We start from the raw sequence: 16505 nt of genomic DNA, 5'->3' as shown, positions 1-16505 counted from the left end.
TCCTAACCGCTGCGTTCCGCGGCCACGGTCGCGGGCCGGGCCGCGACCACGGTGACCAGAGTCGCCACGGCGAACAGTCCGGCGAGCGCGAGCCAGCCGAGGGCACCGATCGGCAGCAGGACGGCGGTCATCAGGAAGGGGCCCACCACGAGCTGCACACTCATGCCCGTGCTGAAGAGGGAGAGATACTGGGCACGGGCCTTGGGCGGTGACATCTCGTACGAGAGTTCCCAGCGCGCGACCGCGTGCAGGTTCTCCCCCGCGGTGAGGAGGGCGACCGCCACGACCGCTCCGCCCAGCGCCGGCAGTGCGCTGCGCCCGTCCGCGCCCGCGAAGCAGGCGCAGGCGAGCACCAGACACACACAGGCGAACCGCAGGATGCGCAGCGCCTTGTCCACGCCCTGGGCGAGACGGCCGATGGCCATCTGGAAGACGACGGTCAGCACGGTGTTCACGGCCAGCAGCCCGGAGCTGACGCTGGCCGGCAGGCCGGCCCGCTGCACGATCCACAGCGGCAGCAGGATGAACAGCACGCAGTCGTGCAGCATCAGCACGCCGTTGGCGCAGGTGACGACGAGGAACCTCAGATCGCGGTACGGCGACCTGGCGGGTGCGGCGGGTGGATCGGCGCCGTGCGGTGTGGCCTCGTCGGGCGCCGGAGCGGCGGGGGCGGCCACCCGTCCCGCCGTCACCACGGAGAGGGCGACGCCCACGAACACGACCGCGTTGAAGCAGAAGAACGCGATGAAGGCGATCCGGGACTGAGCCGCCTGCACCACGGCCGCCAGGAAGAACCCGACGGTCAGGCCGATGTTGCCGATCGCACGCAGGGACGCCATCGTCCGGGTCCGCTCGGTGCCCGCCTCGAACTCGCCCACGATGACCTGGAGCAGCGGTGAGCAGGCCCGGGTGGCACCGGTGACCAGGCAGGTGACGATCAGGTAGCCGACGTAGTTCGTGACGAACCCGTAGGCGACGAAGCCGGCCGCCCGGACCAGGGTCAGCCCGACGTAGACGGTGCGCGAGCCGTACCGGTCCGCCAGCGGACCGAAGATCATCGGCGTGGCCAGGCCGACGACGTTCGCGAGGGCGATGGCGCTGCCGATGGCCACGGCGGACACATGGAGGAAGTGCACGAAGTAGAGCGTCGCCGCGGCGAGATAGAGGCCGTTGGCGATCGAGTCCGCCGCCGCGCCGACGGCCACGATACGGCCCTGCTTCGAGCCCGGGACCAGCGAACGGCCGAGTGACCCGAAGGCCTTGGCCACTGGTCCCCTGCTCGGCCGCGCCGGTGTGGTGGTGCTCATGACTCCACCACGAAACGCACGGAGGACGTCAACTCCAGCGCCAGTTCCCGGGCGGCGACGGGGGTGTCCGCTCCGACGACCACCACTCCCACCCGGTCGCCGGACTTCTGGACCGGGTTGATCCGGTCACCCACCTCGACCGTGAGGGCGGCGTACAGCACGGCCGGATGCGCCCGCACCTCGTCCCAGCCCTCGACTGCCGTCAGCCGTCCGGGAGGTGGTGTCAGGTAGCGGGCCGCCGCGCCCCGTACCGGCCGCAGTTCGTGGGAGGTGTCGGCTCGGCCGAGCATGTCGTCGTAGACGACGCCGAAGAGTTCCAGTCCGGGGATGGCGTGGGCGAGCATCCGGTGGATCCAGTCGCCGCCGAACCGGCCGTGCACCTCGCCGAGCACCACGCCGGCCGGCGTGAGCCACAGCTCGACGTGGAAGCCTCCGAAGCGCAGCCCCAGCGTGGTCAGAGCATCGCCGACCTGCTGTTCGATCTCGGTCTGCACGGCCGGATCCAGCTCGGCCGGCAGCACATGCCCCACCTCCACGAAGAACGGCGGTGCGACCTTCTCCTTCGCGGTGATGGCGAGGATGGTGGGCTTCCCGCCCCGGAAGACGCCCTCGACGCTGTACTCCGGGCCTTCGACGAACTCCTCCACCAGGAACGGTTCGGCGCTCGGCAACAGCGCCAGCGCCGCGGGGAGTTGTGCGGGGTCGGAGACCTGGCTCACCCCGATGCTGCCCATCGCGTCGCGGGGTTTGACGATCCAGGGGCCGGCCGTCTCCCTCAGGAACGCGGCCGCCTCCGTCTGGTCGGCGCAGAGCCGTACGGCGGGCTGCGGGAATCCCGCCGCGGCAAGTGCCTCCCGGCAGGCGTCCTTGGTGCGGATCCGCCGGATCACCTCGGGCGGATTGCCCGGTGCGCCGATCGCCTCGGCGGTCTCGGCGACCGCGGTCTGTGCCATTTCCTGGATGCCGAAGACCAGATCGAAGCGGTCGCCCCCGGCCACCCGGTCCGCGGCCCACTGCGCGGTCGTCCCGGGCTGCGAGAAGTCCACCGCAGAAGCGGCGTCCGCCAGCGCCACGACGTCCGGCGTGCCCGCCAGCGAGGCCGCCTCACTGGTCACATGGGCACGAATCCCGCGGGAACCGGCCTGGGACAGGGCCTGGACCGTCATGTCGATGCTGAGCGGAATCGCTCGGGCCCCGCCGACCAGCAGCAACGTAGAGGGGTTCGGATCTGTGGGCATGCTGAGGTCTCCTGGGTGGTTCTGTAAGGGTGCGAACGGCTGCGGACGAGACCCGGCCGTGCTCCGGTGGGAACTAGGCGAGCTGGTAGACCCGGTCCTTGAGCTGCCGGATGCGCTCGTGGTCGCGTTCCAGGGCGGCGGGGTGGTCACCGGCCATGTGGACCACCATGGTCGCGCTGGGCAGGTCGACGGTCGGCCGGATCCGGTCCCCCGCCGTGAGCTTGACGGTGAGCCGGAAGACCGTCTCCAGGGCTTCGATCTCCTGGACCACCTGCTCGTCGACGCCCGCGACCACGCCTTCCGCGGTGGTCGGCACCAGGTACTGGCTCGCGTGCCGGAGCCTCCGGTAGGAGCGTCCGGCGAGACGGCTCAGGAACTCCTGCGGTCTGGCGTACGCGAGGGCGGTCACGTCGGCCTGGTTGGTGCCCAGGCACAGGTCGTGGAAGTCCGGGACCGTGCCACCGGCGATACGGGTGCCGACCTCGACGAGGGTGGGACCCTCGGGGGTGACGATGACCTCGGCATGGCTGGGGCCGAACTCGATGCCGAGAGCCGCCAGTACGGTGTCCACGTACGCGATGGTCTCGGGCACCGGAGCCTCATCGGGCGCGCACAGGGAGTCACGGTCGTAGATGTTGCGGGTGCCGACGAGCCTCTTTCCGTACCGCCAGACGCCACAGGTGTACCGGCGTCCTTCGTAGGACACCATGTCGACCTTGTACTCCTCGCCCGCCAGGTAGGACTGGATCAGCACCTCCCGGTTGGGCTGACCGAAGAAGTCCGGCACGCCGAGGATCTCCTCGGCCGCTTTGCGGATCTCGCTCGGGCCTGCGCACACGGCCACACCGTTGCTCGCCGCGGACCGCAGCGGCTTCACCACGACGGGGTACGAGCCGCGCTCCTCGGCCCAGGCCACCAGGTCGTCGGGATCGCTGCTGCGGAACTGGTCCGCACAGCGGACCCCGGCCCGGCGCAGCGTCTCGATCATCAGGAACTTGTCGCGCCGGGCGAGGGAGAGAGCGGTTCCGTTGGTCGGCACGTCCAGCAGCGCGGAGAGGGTGTCGGCGAGGTTCACTCCCGGCCCCTCCTGGCCGGCCACGACGCAGACGGGGTCCAGCGGAGCCAGCCGGGCAGCGGTGTCCTCGGGCGTGTCGCAGATGAAGTTGGCCTGGTAGGCGGCCAGGTTCGGGGCCGGCATGGAGGTCAGCAGCTCGGGGGTGCTCTGTACGTGCACAGCGGCCACGCCGAGCCGGGCGAAGGCCGGAGGCAGGTGGTTGGCCGTGGTGTAGCTGTCGACGACCACCGCGACCGGCTGGGACCCGGCCGAGGCCGGATCGATGTGTTCCGCTGTCATCGGGCACTCCTTGCGCTGGTGACGTCAATGTCGGCGAAAGACAGGGCCTCGGGGTGTTCACCGGTGTCGTGGTCGTAGTACGGCTCCCCCGGGCGCCGGATCCTCAGCGTGAGCCAGTCCGCGGACCGGGCGGCGTCCAGTTCGGCTGTCCGGTCGGACAGGAAGAGAGTCCGTTCCGGGGCCGCGGCGATGGACTCCGAGATCGCCCGGTAGGAGTCGGACGACACCTTCGGCCCGGCGTTCTCGGTGTCGAAGAGCCCTTCCACCAGCGGCATCAGGTCTCCGTGGGGGCTGTGCGCGAACCACGACCGCTGGGCGGCGACCGACCCGGAGGAATAGACGAAGAGCCGGACCCTTCGGGCGTGCCAGGTCCGTATGGCCGGGATGACATCGTCGTAGAAGTGCGAGACCAGCTCGCCCTTGGCGAAGCCCTCGGACCACAGGATGCCCTGGAGTTTCTTGAGCGGCGAGACCTTGCGGTCCTCACTCGCCCATTGGCCCAGCACCTGCTCGATCCGTGCGGCGTCGGCATCCGGTTCCCCGGTCAGTTCCCGGATCCGGTCGACGGCGTCCCGGACGTCGGGGTCGTCGGCACGCTCTTTCAGCAGTGCGCCGAACCGTGCCTGCGCATAGGGGTACAGCACGTCCACGACGAAGCCCGTGGCGCTCGTGGTGCCCTCGATGTCGAGTACGACACAGTCCGCTTCGAACCGCTGGCTCAAGGGGTCTCTCCCCTGTATCCCGCGTGGATCTCGTCGAAGTCGGGGAAGCGGGTGGCGATGTCACTGCCGGTGAAGTTGCCGATCCAGCCGTCCTCTTCGTGGAAGAAGCGGATCGCCGTGAAGGCGGGCACCGTGCCCATGTCGAACCAGTGGGTGGTTCCGCGCGGTACGCCGAGCAGATCGCCCTTCTCGCAGTAGACCGCGTGGACCTCGCCGTTCACATGCAGGTAGAAGATGCCGGCACCGGCCACGAAGAAGCGGACCTCGTCGTCATCGTCGTGGGTGTGCTCGCGCAGGAACCGTTCCCGGGCGGCCTTGGCGGTGGCCGGCCAGTCCGGTGCGTCGCTGGGGAACAGCGAGACGACGTCGACCGTGGTGAAGCTCTCCTCCGCCACCAGCTTGTCGACCTCGGCGCGGTAGGCGGCCAGCACGGTGGCGGTGTCGGCGCCGTCGGGCAGGTCGTCGCGGACCGGCCACTGTTCATAGCGCACACCGATCCCCGAGAGAGCGGCCGCGATCTCGGATGGATCAGTCGTGCGGAGGACAGCTTTCCGCGGTTCGGAATCCACCCATGTGGTCAGCAGAGTCATTGAAGTCTCCAGTGGTTCGGAACGTAGGGGCGTACCACCCGGCCCGAATACGAACTGGATACCTCCCCCGTGAAACTATACGTACCACACCTTGCGCGAGGGCAAATGTTTCAGCTTTGTGTCACGTCGAAAATAACCACCGCTTACCGCCGGACTCGGCGTCCCCCCATCAGATAACAGGACTCCCTTTGCCCCATTTTCCACCCTTTATGGACGGGCAAAAACAAGCCACAGGCTCGACCTCGCCGACGTTGTGACTCAAGCCACTCGCCACGGGAATCTCCTTGACGGAGCGAATAATCCTGTTGTCCACTTCAGATCGGCTCGACAATTCAACGTGCTTATGTGGGACATAACGGGGGAGATGTCTGGATGATTCAGGCCGCTCATATACGGGTTCAGGGAAGGTCGTCATCCTGCCTTCATGAACAATTTGCGAAGCACGCAGAAACGGCTCCGGATGCCACCGCCGTCGTCCATGGTGAAGAGTCCGTCACATACGGAGAATTGCATTCCAGGGCCCGCCTTCTCGCCTCGCAACTGCGCGAGCTGGGCGTAGGCCCGGATGTGGTCGTGGGGCTCTACGTCGAGCGCTCCATCGCCATGGTGACCGGCATGCTGGGGATCCTTCAGGCCGGCGGCGCGTATCTGCCCCTGCGCACCGACGACCCGGTCGAGCGGGTGTCGACCATTCTCGGCGAGGCCGGTGTGGAGGTGGTGCTGACCTCTGCCACGACGGACGGCCGGCTGGCCGGCTTCGACGGCACCCGGGTCCGGGCGGACGCCGCGCCCGAGGTCTCCGGGACCGGCTCCGCCGAGTCCGGGGACCACCCCACGCCCGAGAACCTCGCCTACGTCATCTACACCTCCGGCACGACCGGCACCCCCAAGGGCGTCGCCGTCCCGCACCGGGCCGCCGCCAGGATCGTCCGTACCGGCATCTACGGGGACTTCGACGCCGAACAGACCTTTCTCCAGGCCTGTCCCCTCTCGTTCGACGCCTCGGTCCTCGAGGTGTGGGGCGCCCTGGCGAACGGCGGCAGACTGGTGCTGTTGCCGGAACAGCGGGTCTCGTCCGACGCCGTCATCGAGGCCGTGCGCCGCTACGGAGTCACCACGCTGTGGCTGACGCCGACCCTGTTCAACCAGATCGTCGACGACGGTCTGCTCGTGGGTGCCGGTCTGCGTCAGGTCGTCATCGGCGGCGAGGTGGTCTCCACCCCGCACCTGGCCAAGGCGATGCACACGACGGACATCCGCTTCTCCAACGGCTACGGCCCCACCGAGGCCGGTGTGTTCACCTGCTGCAAGGTGTTCGAGGAGTCCGACCTGGCGTACTCGCCGCCGCCGGTCGGCCCGCCGCTGCCCGGGACCCGCGTCTGGGTCCTCGACGAACAGCTCCGGCCGGTGCCCGAGGGAGAGCTGGGCGAGCTGTACATCGGCGGCGACGCCCTCGCCCACGGTTACCACCGGCGGCCGGACCTGACCGAGAAGGCCTTTCTGCCGAACCCGTTCGAGGACGGCACGGGGGCGCGTGTGTACCGTTCCGGCGACCTCGCCCGTGCGCTGCCCGGCGGCCTGATCCAGATCCTGGGCCGCCTGGACAGCCAGGTGAAGATCCGGGGCAACCGAGTCGAACTGACCGAGGTCGAGTCGGCGCTGCTGGAGGCGCCCGAGGTGCAGCAGGCCGCCGTGGTCGACCGGCAGCAGGGCGCCGAACGCGTCCTCGTCGCCTATCTGGTTCCCGCCGAAGGAACCAGCCCCACCGTCACCGACCTCCGGCAACGGCTGGCCAAGCGCCTCCCCGAGTACATGATCCCGTCGAAGCTGTTCCGTCTCGGCCGACTGCCGATGAACGGGAACGGCAAGACCGACCGCAACGCACTGCGCGCCGGTGTGCCGGCGGACGAACTGCCCCTCGGCGTCGCGTTCATCCCCGCCGTCTCCGAGCTGGAGCAGATCATCGGCGAGATCTGGTCCGGCATCCTGAACACGCCGGCCATCGGTATCGACGACAACTACTTCGACCTGGGCGGGACTTCACTCTCGATCAAGCAGGCGCAGACGCAGCTGGAGGAACGGCTCGGCATCAGGCTGCCCAGCACCGCGCTCTACGAGTACCCGACCGTCCGGTACCTGGCCCAGGCCATCAAGAACTCCGAGGTATAGACGACAGTGAACCGGACCACAGGCCGGAACCGACCCGAGATCGCCGTCATCGGTATGGCAGCCACCCTTCCCGACGCGGCGGACCTGGACGACTTCTGGGCCAACATCCGCGCGGGCAAGGAATCCATCCGCCACGGCTCTCCCCGGGTCAAGGAGGACAGCAGCGGCCGTCGCTGGGTCTTCGCCCGGGGTGTGTTGGAGGACATCCGACGCTTCGACGCGGAGTTCTTCGGCATCCCGCGGCGCGAGGCCGAGGTGCTCGACCCGCAACACCGGCACCTGCTGGAGTGCGCCTGGAACGCGATGGAGGACGCCGGCTACGACCCGTACCGCGTGGGCCAGGACGTCGCCGTCTACACCTCGGTCGGGCCCAACACCTACTACGAGGGGCGGGACTTCGGTCAGCGCTCGGCCGCCGAGCGGATGCTGATCCAGCTCTCCAACGGCCCGGACACCGTCCCGACGAGGATCTCCTACAAGCTCGGCCTGACCGGCGAGAGCGTCAACGTCCAGTCCGCCTGCTCCTCCGCGGCCGCCGCCGTACACCTCGCCTGTGAGGCACTGCGCGAGGGCCGGGCGGGGATGGCGCTGGTGGGCGCCGCCAGCATCGGCACCGCGGAGACCCTCGCCTACGAGCACCAGGAAGGCTTCATCCTCTCCGCCGACGGCAGCACCCGGGCCTACGACAGCAAGGCGTCCGGGTATGTGGAGGGCGACGGCGTCGGCGTGCTGGTACTGCGCCGCCTGGAGGACGCGCTGGCCGCGGGCGACCACATCCACGCGGTCGTCAAGGGCAGCGCCATGAACAACGATGGGCGGGTGAAGGCCGGTTTCTCGGCGCCCAGCGTCGAGGGCCAGGCCCGGGTCATCCAGGCCGCGCTCGACGAAGCCGGGGTGTCGGCCGAGTCCATCGGGCTGCTGGAGGGACACGGCACGGGCACCCTCGTCGGCGACCCGATCGAGGTGCGCGCGCTGACCCGCGCGTTCCGTCGCCACACGGACGAGCGTGGCTACTGCTCGCTGGGTTCGGTGAAGGCGAACATCGGACACCTCTGCTTCGCCTCCGGCATCGCCGGTCTGCTCAAGGCGATCCTCTGTCTGAAGAACGCCGAGCTGCCGCCGATGGCCGTCCTCGAGGAGAGCAACCCCGACATCGACTTCGAGGCGACGCCGTTCTACCTCAACCGTGAACTGCGTCCCTGGGAACAGAGCCCGCGACGGGCCGGCGTGAGCAGCTTCGGCATGGGTGGCACCAACACCCACTTCGTGCTGGAGCAGGCGCCCGAGCCGCAGCCGGCCGCGCCGAGCGCGGTGCGGCGCCACGCGGTGCTGCTGTCCGCCCGGACCGAGGAAGCACTGGCGGAGGTGAAGCGGCGGCTGCGCACCTGGCTGACCGCCCGGCCCGACGCCGAACTCGCCGACATCGCGTTCACGCTCGCCGCGGGCCGCCGCCCGCTGGCCCGCCGCTGGGCGGCCGTGGTGGGCTCGGCCGAGGAACTGGCGGCCGCTCTCGACGGCGCCGAGGACGTGACGGGCGACAGCCCCGACACCGGCGCGCAGGGCGCGGAGCCGGACGAGGTCACGCCGGAGAGCCTCGCCCTGAGCTGGATACGTGGCGAGTCCAGGGACTGGGCCGTGCTCTACCGGGACGAGCGGCGCCGGCGGGTTCCGCTGCCGACCTACCCCTGGCAGGGCGAGCGGCTCTGGGTGGAGAGCGCCGCGGGGGCGAGCGCCGACGCCGCCGGACTGCTCGAGCCCGAGGAGCAGGCACCGCTCGCCGAATGGCTCTACCGTCCGGCCTGGTCCCGGACCTCGCTGCCGCGTCCGTACCATCTGGGCGATCTGCCGGAGACCGACGGCGCATGCCTGGTGTTCGGCGACGGCGGACAGCTGACGGAGGCGCTCCGCGCGGAGCTGGCCGCGGCGGGTCTGACCACCGTGCTCGTCGAGCAGGGAGACGGGTTCCAGGTCCTCGCCGCCGACCGGGTCAGTGTGCGCCCCGGGGAGGCGCGGGACGCGGCCAGGCTGGTCGAGTGGACCGTGGCCGGGACGGGTCCGGTCCGCAAGGTGATCCACCTCTGGTCGTACGGCCCGCAGCTCGGCGGCCAGGACGCCGGGATGCGACGGGGCACGCTGACCATGCTGGCCGTGGTCCAGGCCCTCGCCGCAGCCCGCCAGACTCCCGAGCTCTGGGTGGTGACCGAGAACGCCCAGGCCGCCCAGGGCGCCGCGCACTCCCTCCATCTGGAGGCCTCCGCTCTGCTCGGTCTGTGCCGTGTCATCCCGCAGGAGTACCCCGGTATCCGCTGCCGTTGCGTCGACTTCTCGACCGGCAGCACCAAGACGGACGTGGTGCCGCGGCTGCTGGCCGAGATGGCGAACCCGGACGACGAGCTGGAAGTGGTGTACCGCGGGGTGGATCGCCTGGTCGGCACCGTGGAACCGGTCGAGGCCAAGACCGGTGCGCCGCTCCCCCTCCAGTCCGGCGGGGTCTATCTGATCACCGGTGGATCGGGGCGGATCGGGCAGGTGATCGCGGAGCAGCTCGCCCGGTCGGGCGATGTGCGGATCGCCCTGGTCTCCCGTCGTGGCGCGCCGGCGCAGGGTGACGACGCCCGGGATCCGCTTCGCCGGCTGCGGGACCTGGGTGCGGAGGTCGCCGCCTTCGCCGCGGACGTGGCCGACGAAGAGCAGATGAGCCGGGTGGTGGCCGAGGTCAACGAGCGATGGGGGCCGATCAACGGCGTGGTGCACGCGGCCGGTGTCGAGGAGGGCCAGAACTTCTCGCTCATCGCCGACACCAGCACCGAACGGGCGGTCGCCGCGCTGCGGCCCAAGGTTCCCGGCATCGCCGTGCTGGACCGGGTCACCCGCTCGCAGCCTCTCGACTTCTGTCTGCTCTGTTCCAGCCTCGACACCCTCCTGGGCGGTATCGCGTTCGGCATCTACACGACGGCCAACCGCTACCTCGACAGCTACGCCCACCGACGGCGGGCGCAGGGTGCTCCCTGGGTGAGCATCGACTGGGACTCGTGGCGCTTCGACGAGTCCGGCAGCGCCCGGATCGGAGCCGCGGCCGCCCGGACCGCGATCAGGGCCGATCAGGGTGGGGAACTGCTGGGGGCGATCGTCCTGTCCGGCGAACCGCAGTGCGTGGTGTCGACGGTTCCGCTGGCGGAGCGGATCGAGCGTGTGAACGCCTCGTTCGCCCGGCGCAGGGAGGCCGTGGCGACCGGCGCCGAGCCGCAGGCCCAGCTCTCCCGTGAGGAGGTCGGGGTGACGGTCCGGCGGATCGTCTCCGAGGTCACCGAGACCGGCGACGTGGCGGACGAGGACGAGCTGCTGGCCGTCGGCTGCGACTCGCTGGCTCTGCTCGAGGTGGTCACCCGGGTGGAGAGCGCCCTCCGGACGAAGGTGCCACTGGCGGAGTTCTGGGGCTGTACCACCGTCGGCGAACTGGTCGAGGTGAGCTGGCAGGCCGTCGCCCCGGTCGCCGAGGACACGGACGCCGCAGAAGACGCCGGGCAGGAGGCGCTCCGCTACCTGGTCGGCTAGGGCCGGTCCCCAGGAGCTTGCAACTCGCCATGCCTCACGCAGAAACACCAGACGGGGGTCCTCTTTGTTCTACGACACGTTCGATCTGGCCAGGGCGCGCGCGGACACACCCGGTGTGGAGCACGTGGTCCATCTGAACAACGCCGGTGCCGCGCTGGCACCGCGGCCGGTGGTCGACGCCATGACGAGCCATCTGAACCTGGAGAGCCGCATCGGTTCGTACGAGGCGGCCGAGCACGCCCAGGAGGCGATCGACCACACGCACGACGCCATCGCCGCACTGCTCAACTGCACCCGGTTCGAGGTCGCGATCCTGGACAGCGCCAGCCGGGCCTGGGCCATGGCGCTGTCCAGCATCCCGCTGCGCGCGGGCGACCGGATTCTCACCTCGGCGGTCGAGTACGGCAGCAACTACATATCCCTGCTCCATCTCGCCCAGCGGCTGGATCTGGAGCTGGAGGTCCTGCCGGTCGACGAGGACGGCCTGGTGGACGTGGCGGAGCTGGAGCAGCGGCTCGACGAACGTGTGCGTCTGATAGCCGTGGCTCATGTACCGATGCACGACGGCCTGATCAACCCGGTCGCCGAGATCGGCCGGGTCGCCCGGCGGCATGGCATCACCTACCTGGTGGACGCCTGCCAGTCGGTGGGCCAGCTGCCGGTGGACGTCGCCGAGATCGGCTGTGACCTGCTGGTGGGCACCGGCCGGAAGTATCTGCGCGGGCCGCGCGGGACGGGCTTCCTCTATGTGCGCCAGGAGATCGCCCACCAGCTGACGCCGGCCATTCTCGGCCTCGACGGCGCCGAGTGGCTCTCCGGCACCTACCGGCTGGCCCCCGGTGCCCGCCGGTTCGAGACCTGGGAGACGAACTGCGCCTCCCGTATCGGCCTGGGTGTGGCCATCGACTACGCGCTCGGCTGGGGAGTGGAGCGCACCTCGGGGTTGCTCCGCCGGCTCACGCGGAAGCTGCGCCAGGATCTCGCCGGCATCCCGGGCGTCATCGTGGCGGACCGGGGCCGGGAACGCTGCGCCAACATCGCGCTGACGTTCGAGGACCGTGACGCGTACGAGGTCCGGGAAGGTCTCCAGCGAGCCGGTATCAACACCTGGGTGTGTCTGGAGAACGCGGCCTGTGTCGACATGCAGCAGCGCGACCTGAGCACCCTGCTCCGCATCTCCCCTCACTATTACAACTCGCCGGAGGAGCTGGCCCGGTTGTGTACGGCCCTGGAAGAGATCATGACGGTTCGCCGGGTCGCGCAGGTGGTCGCGTGACGACCTCGCTGTGGATCAAGCGCCCGCGGCCGCTCCCCGACGCGCGAGCACGGCTGTTCTGCGTACCGCACGGCGGTGGCGGCCCCTCCTCGTTCGCCCGCTGGATCCCGGAACTGGCGCCCGACGTCGAGGTCTGCCTGGTGCACCTGCCGGGCCGCGAGTCCCGGCTGCGCGAACAGCCGCTCGACGACATCCACCTGATCGCGAAGCGGGTGGCGGAGGAGGCCGGCTCCCTGCTGGACCGGCCGTTCGCCTTCCTGGGGCACAGCATGGGCGCGGTCATCGCCTACGAGACCGCACAGCTGCTGCCGACCGCGCCCCGCCACCTGTTCGCCTCCGCCTCGTCCGCACCGCATCGTCTGGAGGACGAACCCCCGGTCTCGCATCTGCCGGACCAGGAGTTCCTGGCGGAGGTGCGTCGTACCTACGACGGCATTCCCGAGGTGATCTGGCAGGACGCCGATCTGATGCGGCTCATGCTGCCGTCGATCCGTGCCGACTTCGCCGCGTACGAGAACTACCGCTGGCAGCAGCCCGAGAAGCTCACCTGTCCCCTCACGGTCATGGGTGGCGACGCCGACCCCCTGGCGCCGGCCGGCTCGCTGGCCCGCTGGGCCGAACTGACCAGCGGCGACTGCCGGGTTCAGGTGTTCCCCGGCGGCCACTTCTTCCTCAACGACGAGCGTGCCACGGTGCAGCGGCTCATCCGCGAGAGTCTCGGCCTGGAAGCGCTGGACAGCGCCGGCTGAGCGGACGTAATCCACCTTTTCCTCATCACATTCCTGGAGCACCGTGTCCCGCCGCCTTTTCACCTCGGAGTCCGTCACCGAGGGACATCCCGACAAGATCGCCGACCAGATCAGCGACACCATCCTCGACGCGCTGCTGAGCGCCGACCCGTCCTCGCGGGTCGCCGTGGAGACCCTGATCACCACCGGCCAGGTCCATGTGGCCGGTGAGGTGACCACCACGGCCTACGCGCCGATCGCCCAGCTGGTGCGCGACAAGATCCTGGAGATCGGCTACGACTCCTCGCAGAAGGGCTTCGACGGCGCCTCGTGCGGTGTCTCGGTGTCGATCGGTGCCCAGTCGCCGGACATCGCACAGGGTGTGGACTCGGCACACGAGGTCCGCACCCAGGACGCCGGCCAGCCGGGCGACTCCGACGAGCTGAGCCGGCAGGGTGCCGGCGACCAGGGGCTGATGTTCGGCTACGCCAGCGACGAGACCCCTGAGCTGATGCCGCTGCCGATCACCCTGGCCCACCGGCTGTCCCGCCGGCTGACCGAGGTACGCAGGAACGGCACCGTTCCCTATCTGCGCCCCGACGGAAAGACGCAGGTCACCATCGAGTACGACGGCGATCGGGCCGTTCGTCTCGACACGGTGGTGGTCTCCAGCCAGCATGCGGCCGACGTCGACCTCGACGCGCAGCTGACGCCTGCCATCCGCACCCATGTCGTCGAGCATGTGCTGGCCGAGTGCGAGAACGACGGGATCAAGCTGGAGACCGCCGGCTATCGCCTGCTGGTGAACCCGACCGGCCGCTTCGAGATCGGCGGCCCGATGGGGGACGCCGGACTCACCGGCCGCAAGATCATCATCGACACCTACGGCGGCATGGCCCGCCATGGTGGCGGCGCCTTCTCCGGCAAGGACCCGTCCAAGGTCGACCGCTCGGCCGCGTACGCGATGCGCTGGGTGGCCAAGAACATCGTCGCGGCGGGTCTGGCCCGGCGTGCCGAGGTGCAGGTCGCCTATGCGATCGGCAAGGCCGAGCCGGTGGGCCTGTTCGTGGAGACCTTCGGGACCGAGACCGTGCCGGTGCTGGAGATCCAGCGGGCGGTCACCGAGGTCTTCGACCTGCGGCCGGCCGCGATCATCCGCGACCTGGACCTGCTCCGCCCGATCTACGCCCGGACCGCGGCCTACGGTCACTTCGGCCGTGAACTGCCCGACTTCACCTGGGAGCGGGTCGACCGGGCCGAGGCACTCCGTGCGGCGGTGTCGGCATGAGCGCCGCCCTCACCTCCCAGGCGTCACTCGCCTGGGACGACGGCACGATCGTGGCCGTCGACCAGCGCGGACTCCCGCACGAGTACCGGCAGTTGCGGTTGGAGAACACCGACCAGCTCATCGACGCCATCACGTCGCTCGCCGTGCGCGGGGCCCCCGCCATCGGCCTGGCCGGGGCCCTGGGCGTGGCCCAGAGTGCCCACCGGCACTGTGCCGGCGGGCGCCGGGACGAGTCGGCGGTGCGGGCCGATGCCGAACGCATCGCCGCGGCACGCCCCACCGCGGTGAACCTCGCCTGGGCCGTACGACGCGTGCTCGGCAGACTGGACGAGGGGCCGCAGGCCGTGCTGGCCGAGGCGATGGCCATGCTGGACGAGGACATCGCGGTGAATTCGGCCGCCGTTGCCCGGACCGTGGAGCTGGTGGAGTCGATCGCGCCCGCCCGGCCGCTGCGGCTTCTGACGCACTGCAACACCGGCCGGCTGGCAACCGCCGCCGTGGGTACGGCGCTGGGCGCGATCGTGGAACTCGCGGCGCGCGGGCGAGTGGCCGAGGTGCTCGTCGACGAGACCCGTCCGCTGCTCCAGGGCGCCCGCCTGACGGCCTGGGAACTCGGCGAGGCCGGGGTGCCGTACCGGCTGTGCGTCGACTCGGCCGCCGCGGCGGCCATGTCGCAGGGGCTGGTCGACTGCGTCCTGGTCGGCGCGGACCGGATCGCGGCGAACGGCGATACCGCCAACAAGATCGGCACCTACGGGCTCGCCGTGGCCGCGGCCCGGCACGGCATCCCGTTCGTGGTCGTGGCCCCGGAGTCCACCTGGGACGAGGGGCTGGCCGACGGTTCGGGGATCGTGATCGAAGAGCGGGCCGACGCCGAGGTCACCGGCTGGCAGGGGAGCCCGAGCGCACCGGCCGGCGCCAGGGCGTACAACCCCGCTTTCGACGTCACACCCGCCGAACTGATCACCGCCATCGTGACCGAGCAGCGGGTGTTCCGGCCGGGCCACTCGGCCGACCGGGCAGGGGGGACCACCGCTCTGGCGGAGCGGATAGCGGGGTTGCTGGAGGAGTTTCCCGACCATCCGACCCCAGGCGTGGTCTTCCGTGACCTGGGCGGTCTCTACGCCGAACCGGGGCTGCTGGCAGCGATGGCGGCCCGGGTCGCGGACGAGTTCCGTGGCCGGTACGACCGGGTCCTGGCCGTCGAGGCCCGCGGCTTCCTGCTGGGCAGCGCCCTGGCCGCGCACGCCGGTGTCCCGCTCACCCTGGCGCGCAAGCCGGGCAAGCTGCCGGGGGCGGTGCACTCGGCGAGCTACGCGCTGGAATACGGGGAGGACCGGCTGGAAGTGCGCAAGGACGGCATCGGTCCGGGCGACCGGGTGCTGTGTGTGGACGACGTGCTGGCCACCGGTGGCACCCTCGGTGCCGCGGCCGAACTGACCGAAGCCTGCGGCGCGCAGGTCGCCGGGATGGCGGTGGTGGTCGAGCTCACCGGGCTCGGCGGGGCCGAGCGGCTGGCGTCGCACGAGGTGCTGTCCCTCTGCGAGGTGCCGGCATGACGACATCCACCGGGCACGACGCTCGGGACACCCGCGAACACGCCGGGGATCACACGGCCGCGGCCGAGCTGGCCGCGCTCGCCCGCGATCTCTACCTGCGCGGCTGGATGCCGGGAACCTCCGGGAACCTGTCGGTGCGTCTGGCCGGAAGCGACCAGGACAAGGCGCTGATCACCGCCAGCGGGCTGGGCAAGGGCGAACTCGCCGCCCAGCACATGGTCGTCGTCGGCGCCGAGAGCGGTGAGACGGTCCTGGCGCCCGACGGACTGCGCGCGTCGGCGGAGACCTCGATCCACTCCGCGGTCTACCGCACCACCCGGGCCGGCGCGGTCATCCACGTCCATGCGCCGTACTCCACCGTGGTGGCCTGCCGCGCGGGTGACCGGTCCCGTCGTACGACGCTGGAACTCACGCACTTCGAGCTCCTCAAGGGACTCGGCCTCGCCGATCCCTCCCGGGCCGACGTGCCCGTCTTCCCGAACTGGCCGGACGTGCCGCGGATCGCCGCCGAGGTCGCCGACCACGTGAGCAGCCGTACGGAGGTGGTTCCGGGACTGCTCATCGTGGACCACGGCATCACCGTGTGGGGTGAGGACCTCGCTCAGGCGCGCAACCGTCTGGAGTGTTTCGAGGCCATCTGCCAGCTGCTCACCCTCGGCGCGGCGGACCTGCGGACGCGGCCCTGATCCCCCGATCATCACGAACTCGACACAAAGAGG

At 70.3% G+C, this 16505-nt stretch carries 12 protein-coding genes; 7 read left to right on the top strand and 5 right to left on the bottom strand.

All coding sequences use genetic code 11. From position 1 onward, the window contains the following. Positions 1–2 precede the first annotated feature (2 nt). The 5 genes from ACWCV9_RS13155 to ACWCV9_RS13135 form a co-directional block, all read right to left on the bottom strand. Positions 3–1307, bottom strand: coding sequence for an MFS transporter (locus ACWCV9_RS13155; RefSeq protein ID WP_450786189.1), 1305 nt, complete (start codon positions 1305–1307; stop codon positions 3–5). Further along, positions 1304–2545 carry an ATP-grasp domain-containing protein gene (locus ACWCV9_RS13150; RefSeq protein WP_450786188.1) on the bottom strand — a complete coding sequence of 414 codons (1242 nt, stop codon included), beginning with the start codon at positions 2543–2545 and terminating at the stop codon, positions 1304–1306. Before ACWCV9_RS13150 ends, ACWCV9_RS13155 begins: the two co-directional genes overlap by 4 nt. A gap of 73 nt (positions 2546–2618) precedes the next feature. Next, positions 2619–3899, bottom strand: coding sequence for an ATP-grasp domain-containing protein (locus tag ACWCV9_RS13145; protein ID WP_450786186.1), 1281 nt, complete (start codon positions 3897–3899; stop codon positions 2619–2621). Further along, positions 3896–4621: an acireductone synthase gene (mtnC, locus tag ACWCV9_RS13140; protein WP_450786185.1), complete on the bottom strand. Its 726-nt coding sequence runs from the start codon at positions 4619–4621 to the stop codon at positions 3896–3898. The genes ACWCV9_RS13145 and mtnC overlap by 4 nt, the downstream gene beginning before the upstream one ends. Further along, positions 4618–5211 carry a 1,2-dihydroxy-3-keto-5-methylthiopentene dioxygenase gene (locus tag ACWCV9_RS13135; RefSeq protein ID WP_450786183.1) on the bottom strand — a complete coding sequence of 198 codons (594 nt, stop codon included), beginning with the start codon at positions 5209–5211 and terminating at the stop codon, positions 4618–4620. Before ACWCV9_RS13135 ends, mtnC begins: the two co-directional genes overlap by 4 nt. A gap of 372 nt (positions 5212–5583) precedes the next feature. On the opposite strand from ACWCV9_RS13135, the gene ACWCV9_RS13130 reads away from it, so the two are divergent. From ACWCV9_RS13130 to mtnB, 7 genes are all read left to right on the top strand, one after another. Then, the gene (locus ACWCV9_RS13130; protein ID WP_450786181.1) at positions 5584–7380 is read left to right on the top strand and encodes an amino acid adenylation domain-containing protein; all 1797 of its coding nucleotides are present in this window, start codon (positions 5584–5586) and stop codon (positions 7378–7380) included. Between the two features lie 6 nt (positions 7381–7386). Continuing rightward, positions 7387–10935: an SDR family NAD(P)-dependent oxidoreductase gene (locus tag ACWCV9_RS13125; RefSeq protein ID WP_450786179.1), complete on the top strand. Its 3549-nt coding sequence runs from the start codon at positions 7387–7389 to the stop codon at positions 10933–10935. Between the two features lie 64 nt (positions 10936–10999). Beyond that, positions 11000–12211 (top strand): aminotransferase class V-fold PLP-dependent enzyme, encoded by a 1212-nt coding sequence (locus ACWCV9_RS13120; protein ID WP_450786178.1) that lies wholly within the window; start codon positions 11000–11002, stop codon positions 12209–12211. After that, positions 12208–12960 carry a thioesterase II family protein gene (locus ACWCV9_RS13115; protein ID WP_450786176.1) on the top strand — a complete coding sequence of 251 codons (753 nt, stop codon included), beginning with the start codon at positions 12208–12210 and terminating at the stop codon, positions 12958–12960. The genes ACWCV9_RS13120 and ACWCV9_RS13115 overlap by 4 nt, the downstream gene beginning before the upstream one ends. 43 nt (positions 12961–13003) lie before the next feature. Further along, positions 13004–14227 (top strand): methionine adenosyltransferase, encoded by a 1224-nt coding sequence (metK, locus tag ACWCV9_RS13110; protein WP_450786174.1) that lies wholly within the window; start codon positions 13004–13006, stop codon positions 14225–14227. Beyond that, on the top strand, positions 14224–15786 hold the full coding sequence (gene mtnA / locus ACWCV9_RS13105) for an S-methyl-5-thioribose-1-phosphate isomerase (RefSeq protein ID WP_450786173.1): 1563 nt from the start codon (positions 14224–14226) through the stop codon (positions 15784–15786). Before metK ends, mtnA begins: the two co-directional genes overlap by 4 nt. After that, a complete protein-coding gene (mtnB, locus tag ACWCV9_RS13100) occupies positions 15783–16472 on the top strand; it encodes a methylthioribulose 1-phosphate dehydratase (protein WP_450786171.1) in 690 nt (229 codons plus the stop codon). Before mtnA ends, mtnB begins: the two co-directional genes overlap by 4 nt. Positions 16473–16505: the final 33 nt, after the last annotated feature.

This window comes from Streptomyces sp. NPDC001606 (assembly GCF_053596835.1).
The sequence above is the reverse complement of the archived record's forward strand: the minus strand, read 5'-3'. Positions and strand labels throughout refer to the sequence as shown.

Coding starts and splice junctions, on each gene's coding strand:
- ACWCV9_RS13135 (WP_450786183.1), bottom strand. CDS start 5,211: ATGACTCTGCTGACCACATGGGTGGATTCCGAACCGCGGAAAGCTGTC.
- ACWCV9_RS13150 (WP_450786188.1), bottom strand. CDS start 2,545: ATGCCCACAGATCCGAACCCCTCTACGTTGCTGCTGGTCGGCGGGGCC.
- ACWCV9_RS13130 (WP_450786181.1), top strand. CDS start 5,584: ATGATTCAGGCCGCTCATATACGGGTTCAGGGAAGGTCGTCATCCTGC.
- mtnA (WP_450786173.1), top strand. CDS start 14,224: ATGAGCGCCGCCCTCACCTCCCAGGCGTCACTCGCCTGGGACGACGGC.
- ACWCV9_RS13145 (WP_450786186.1), bottom strand. CDS start 3,899: ATGACAGCGGAACACATCGATCCGGCCTCGGCCGGGTCCCAGCCGGTC.
- mtnB (WP_450786171.1), top strand. CDS start 15,783: ATGACGACATCCACCGGGCACGACGCTCGGGACACCCGCGAACACGCC.
- ACWCV9_RS13155 (WP_450786189.1), bottom strand. CDS start 1,307: ATGAGCACCACCACACCGGCGCGGCCGAGCAGGGGACCAGTGGCCAAG.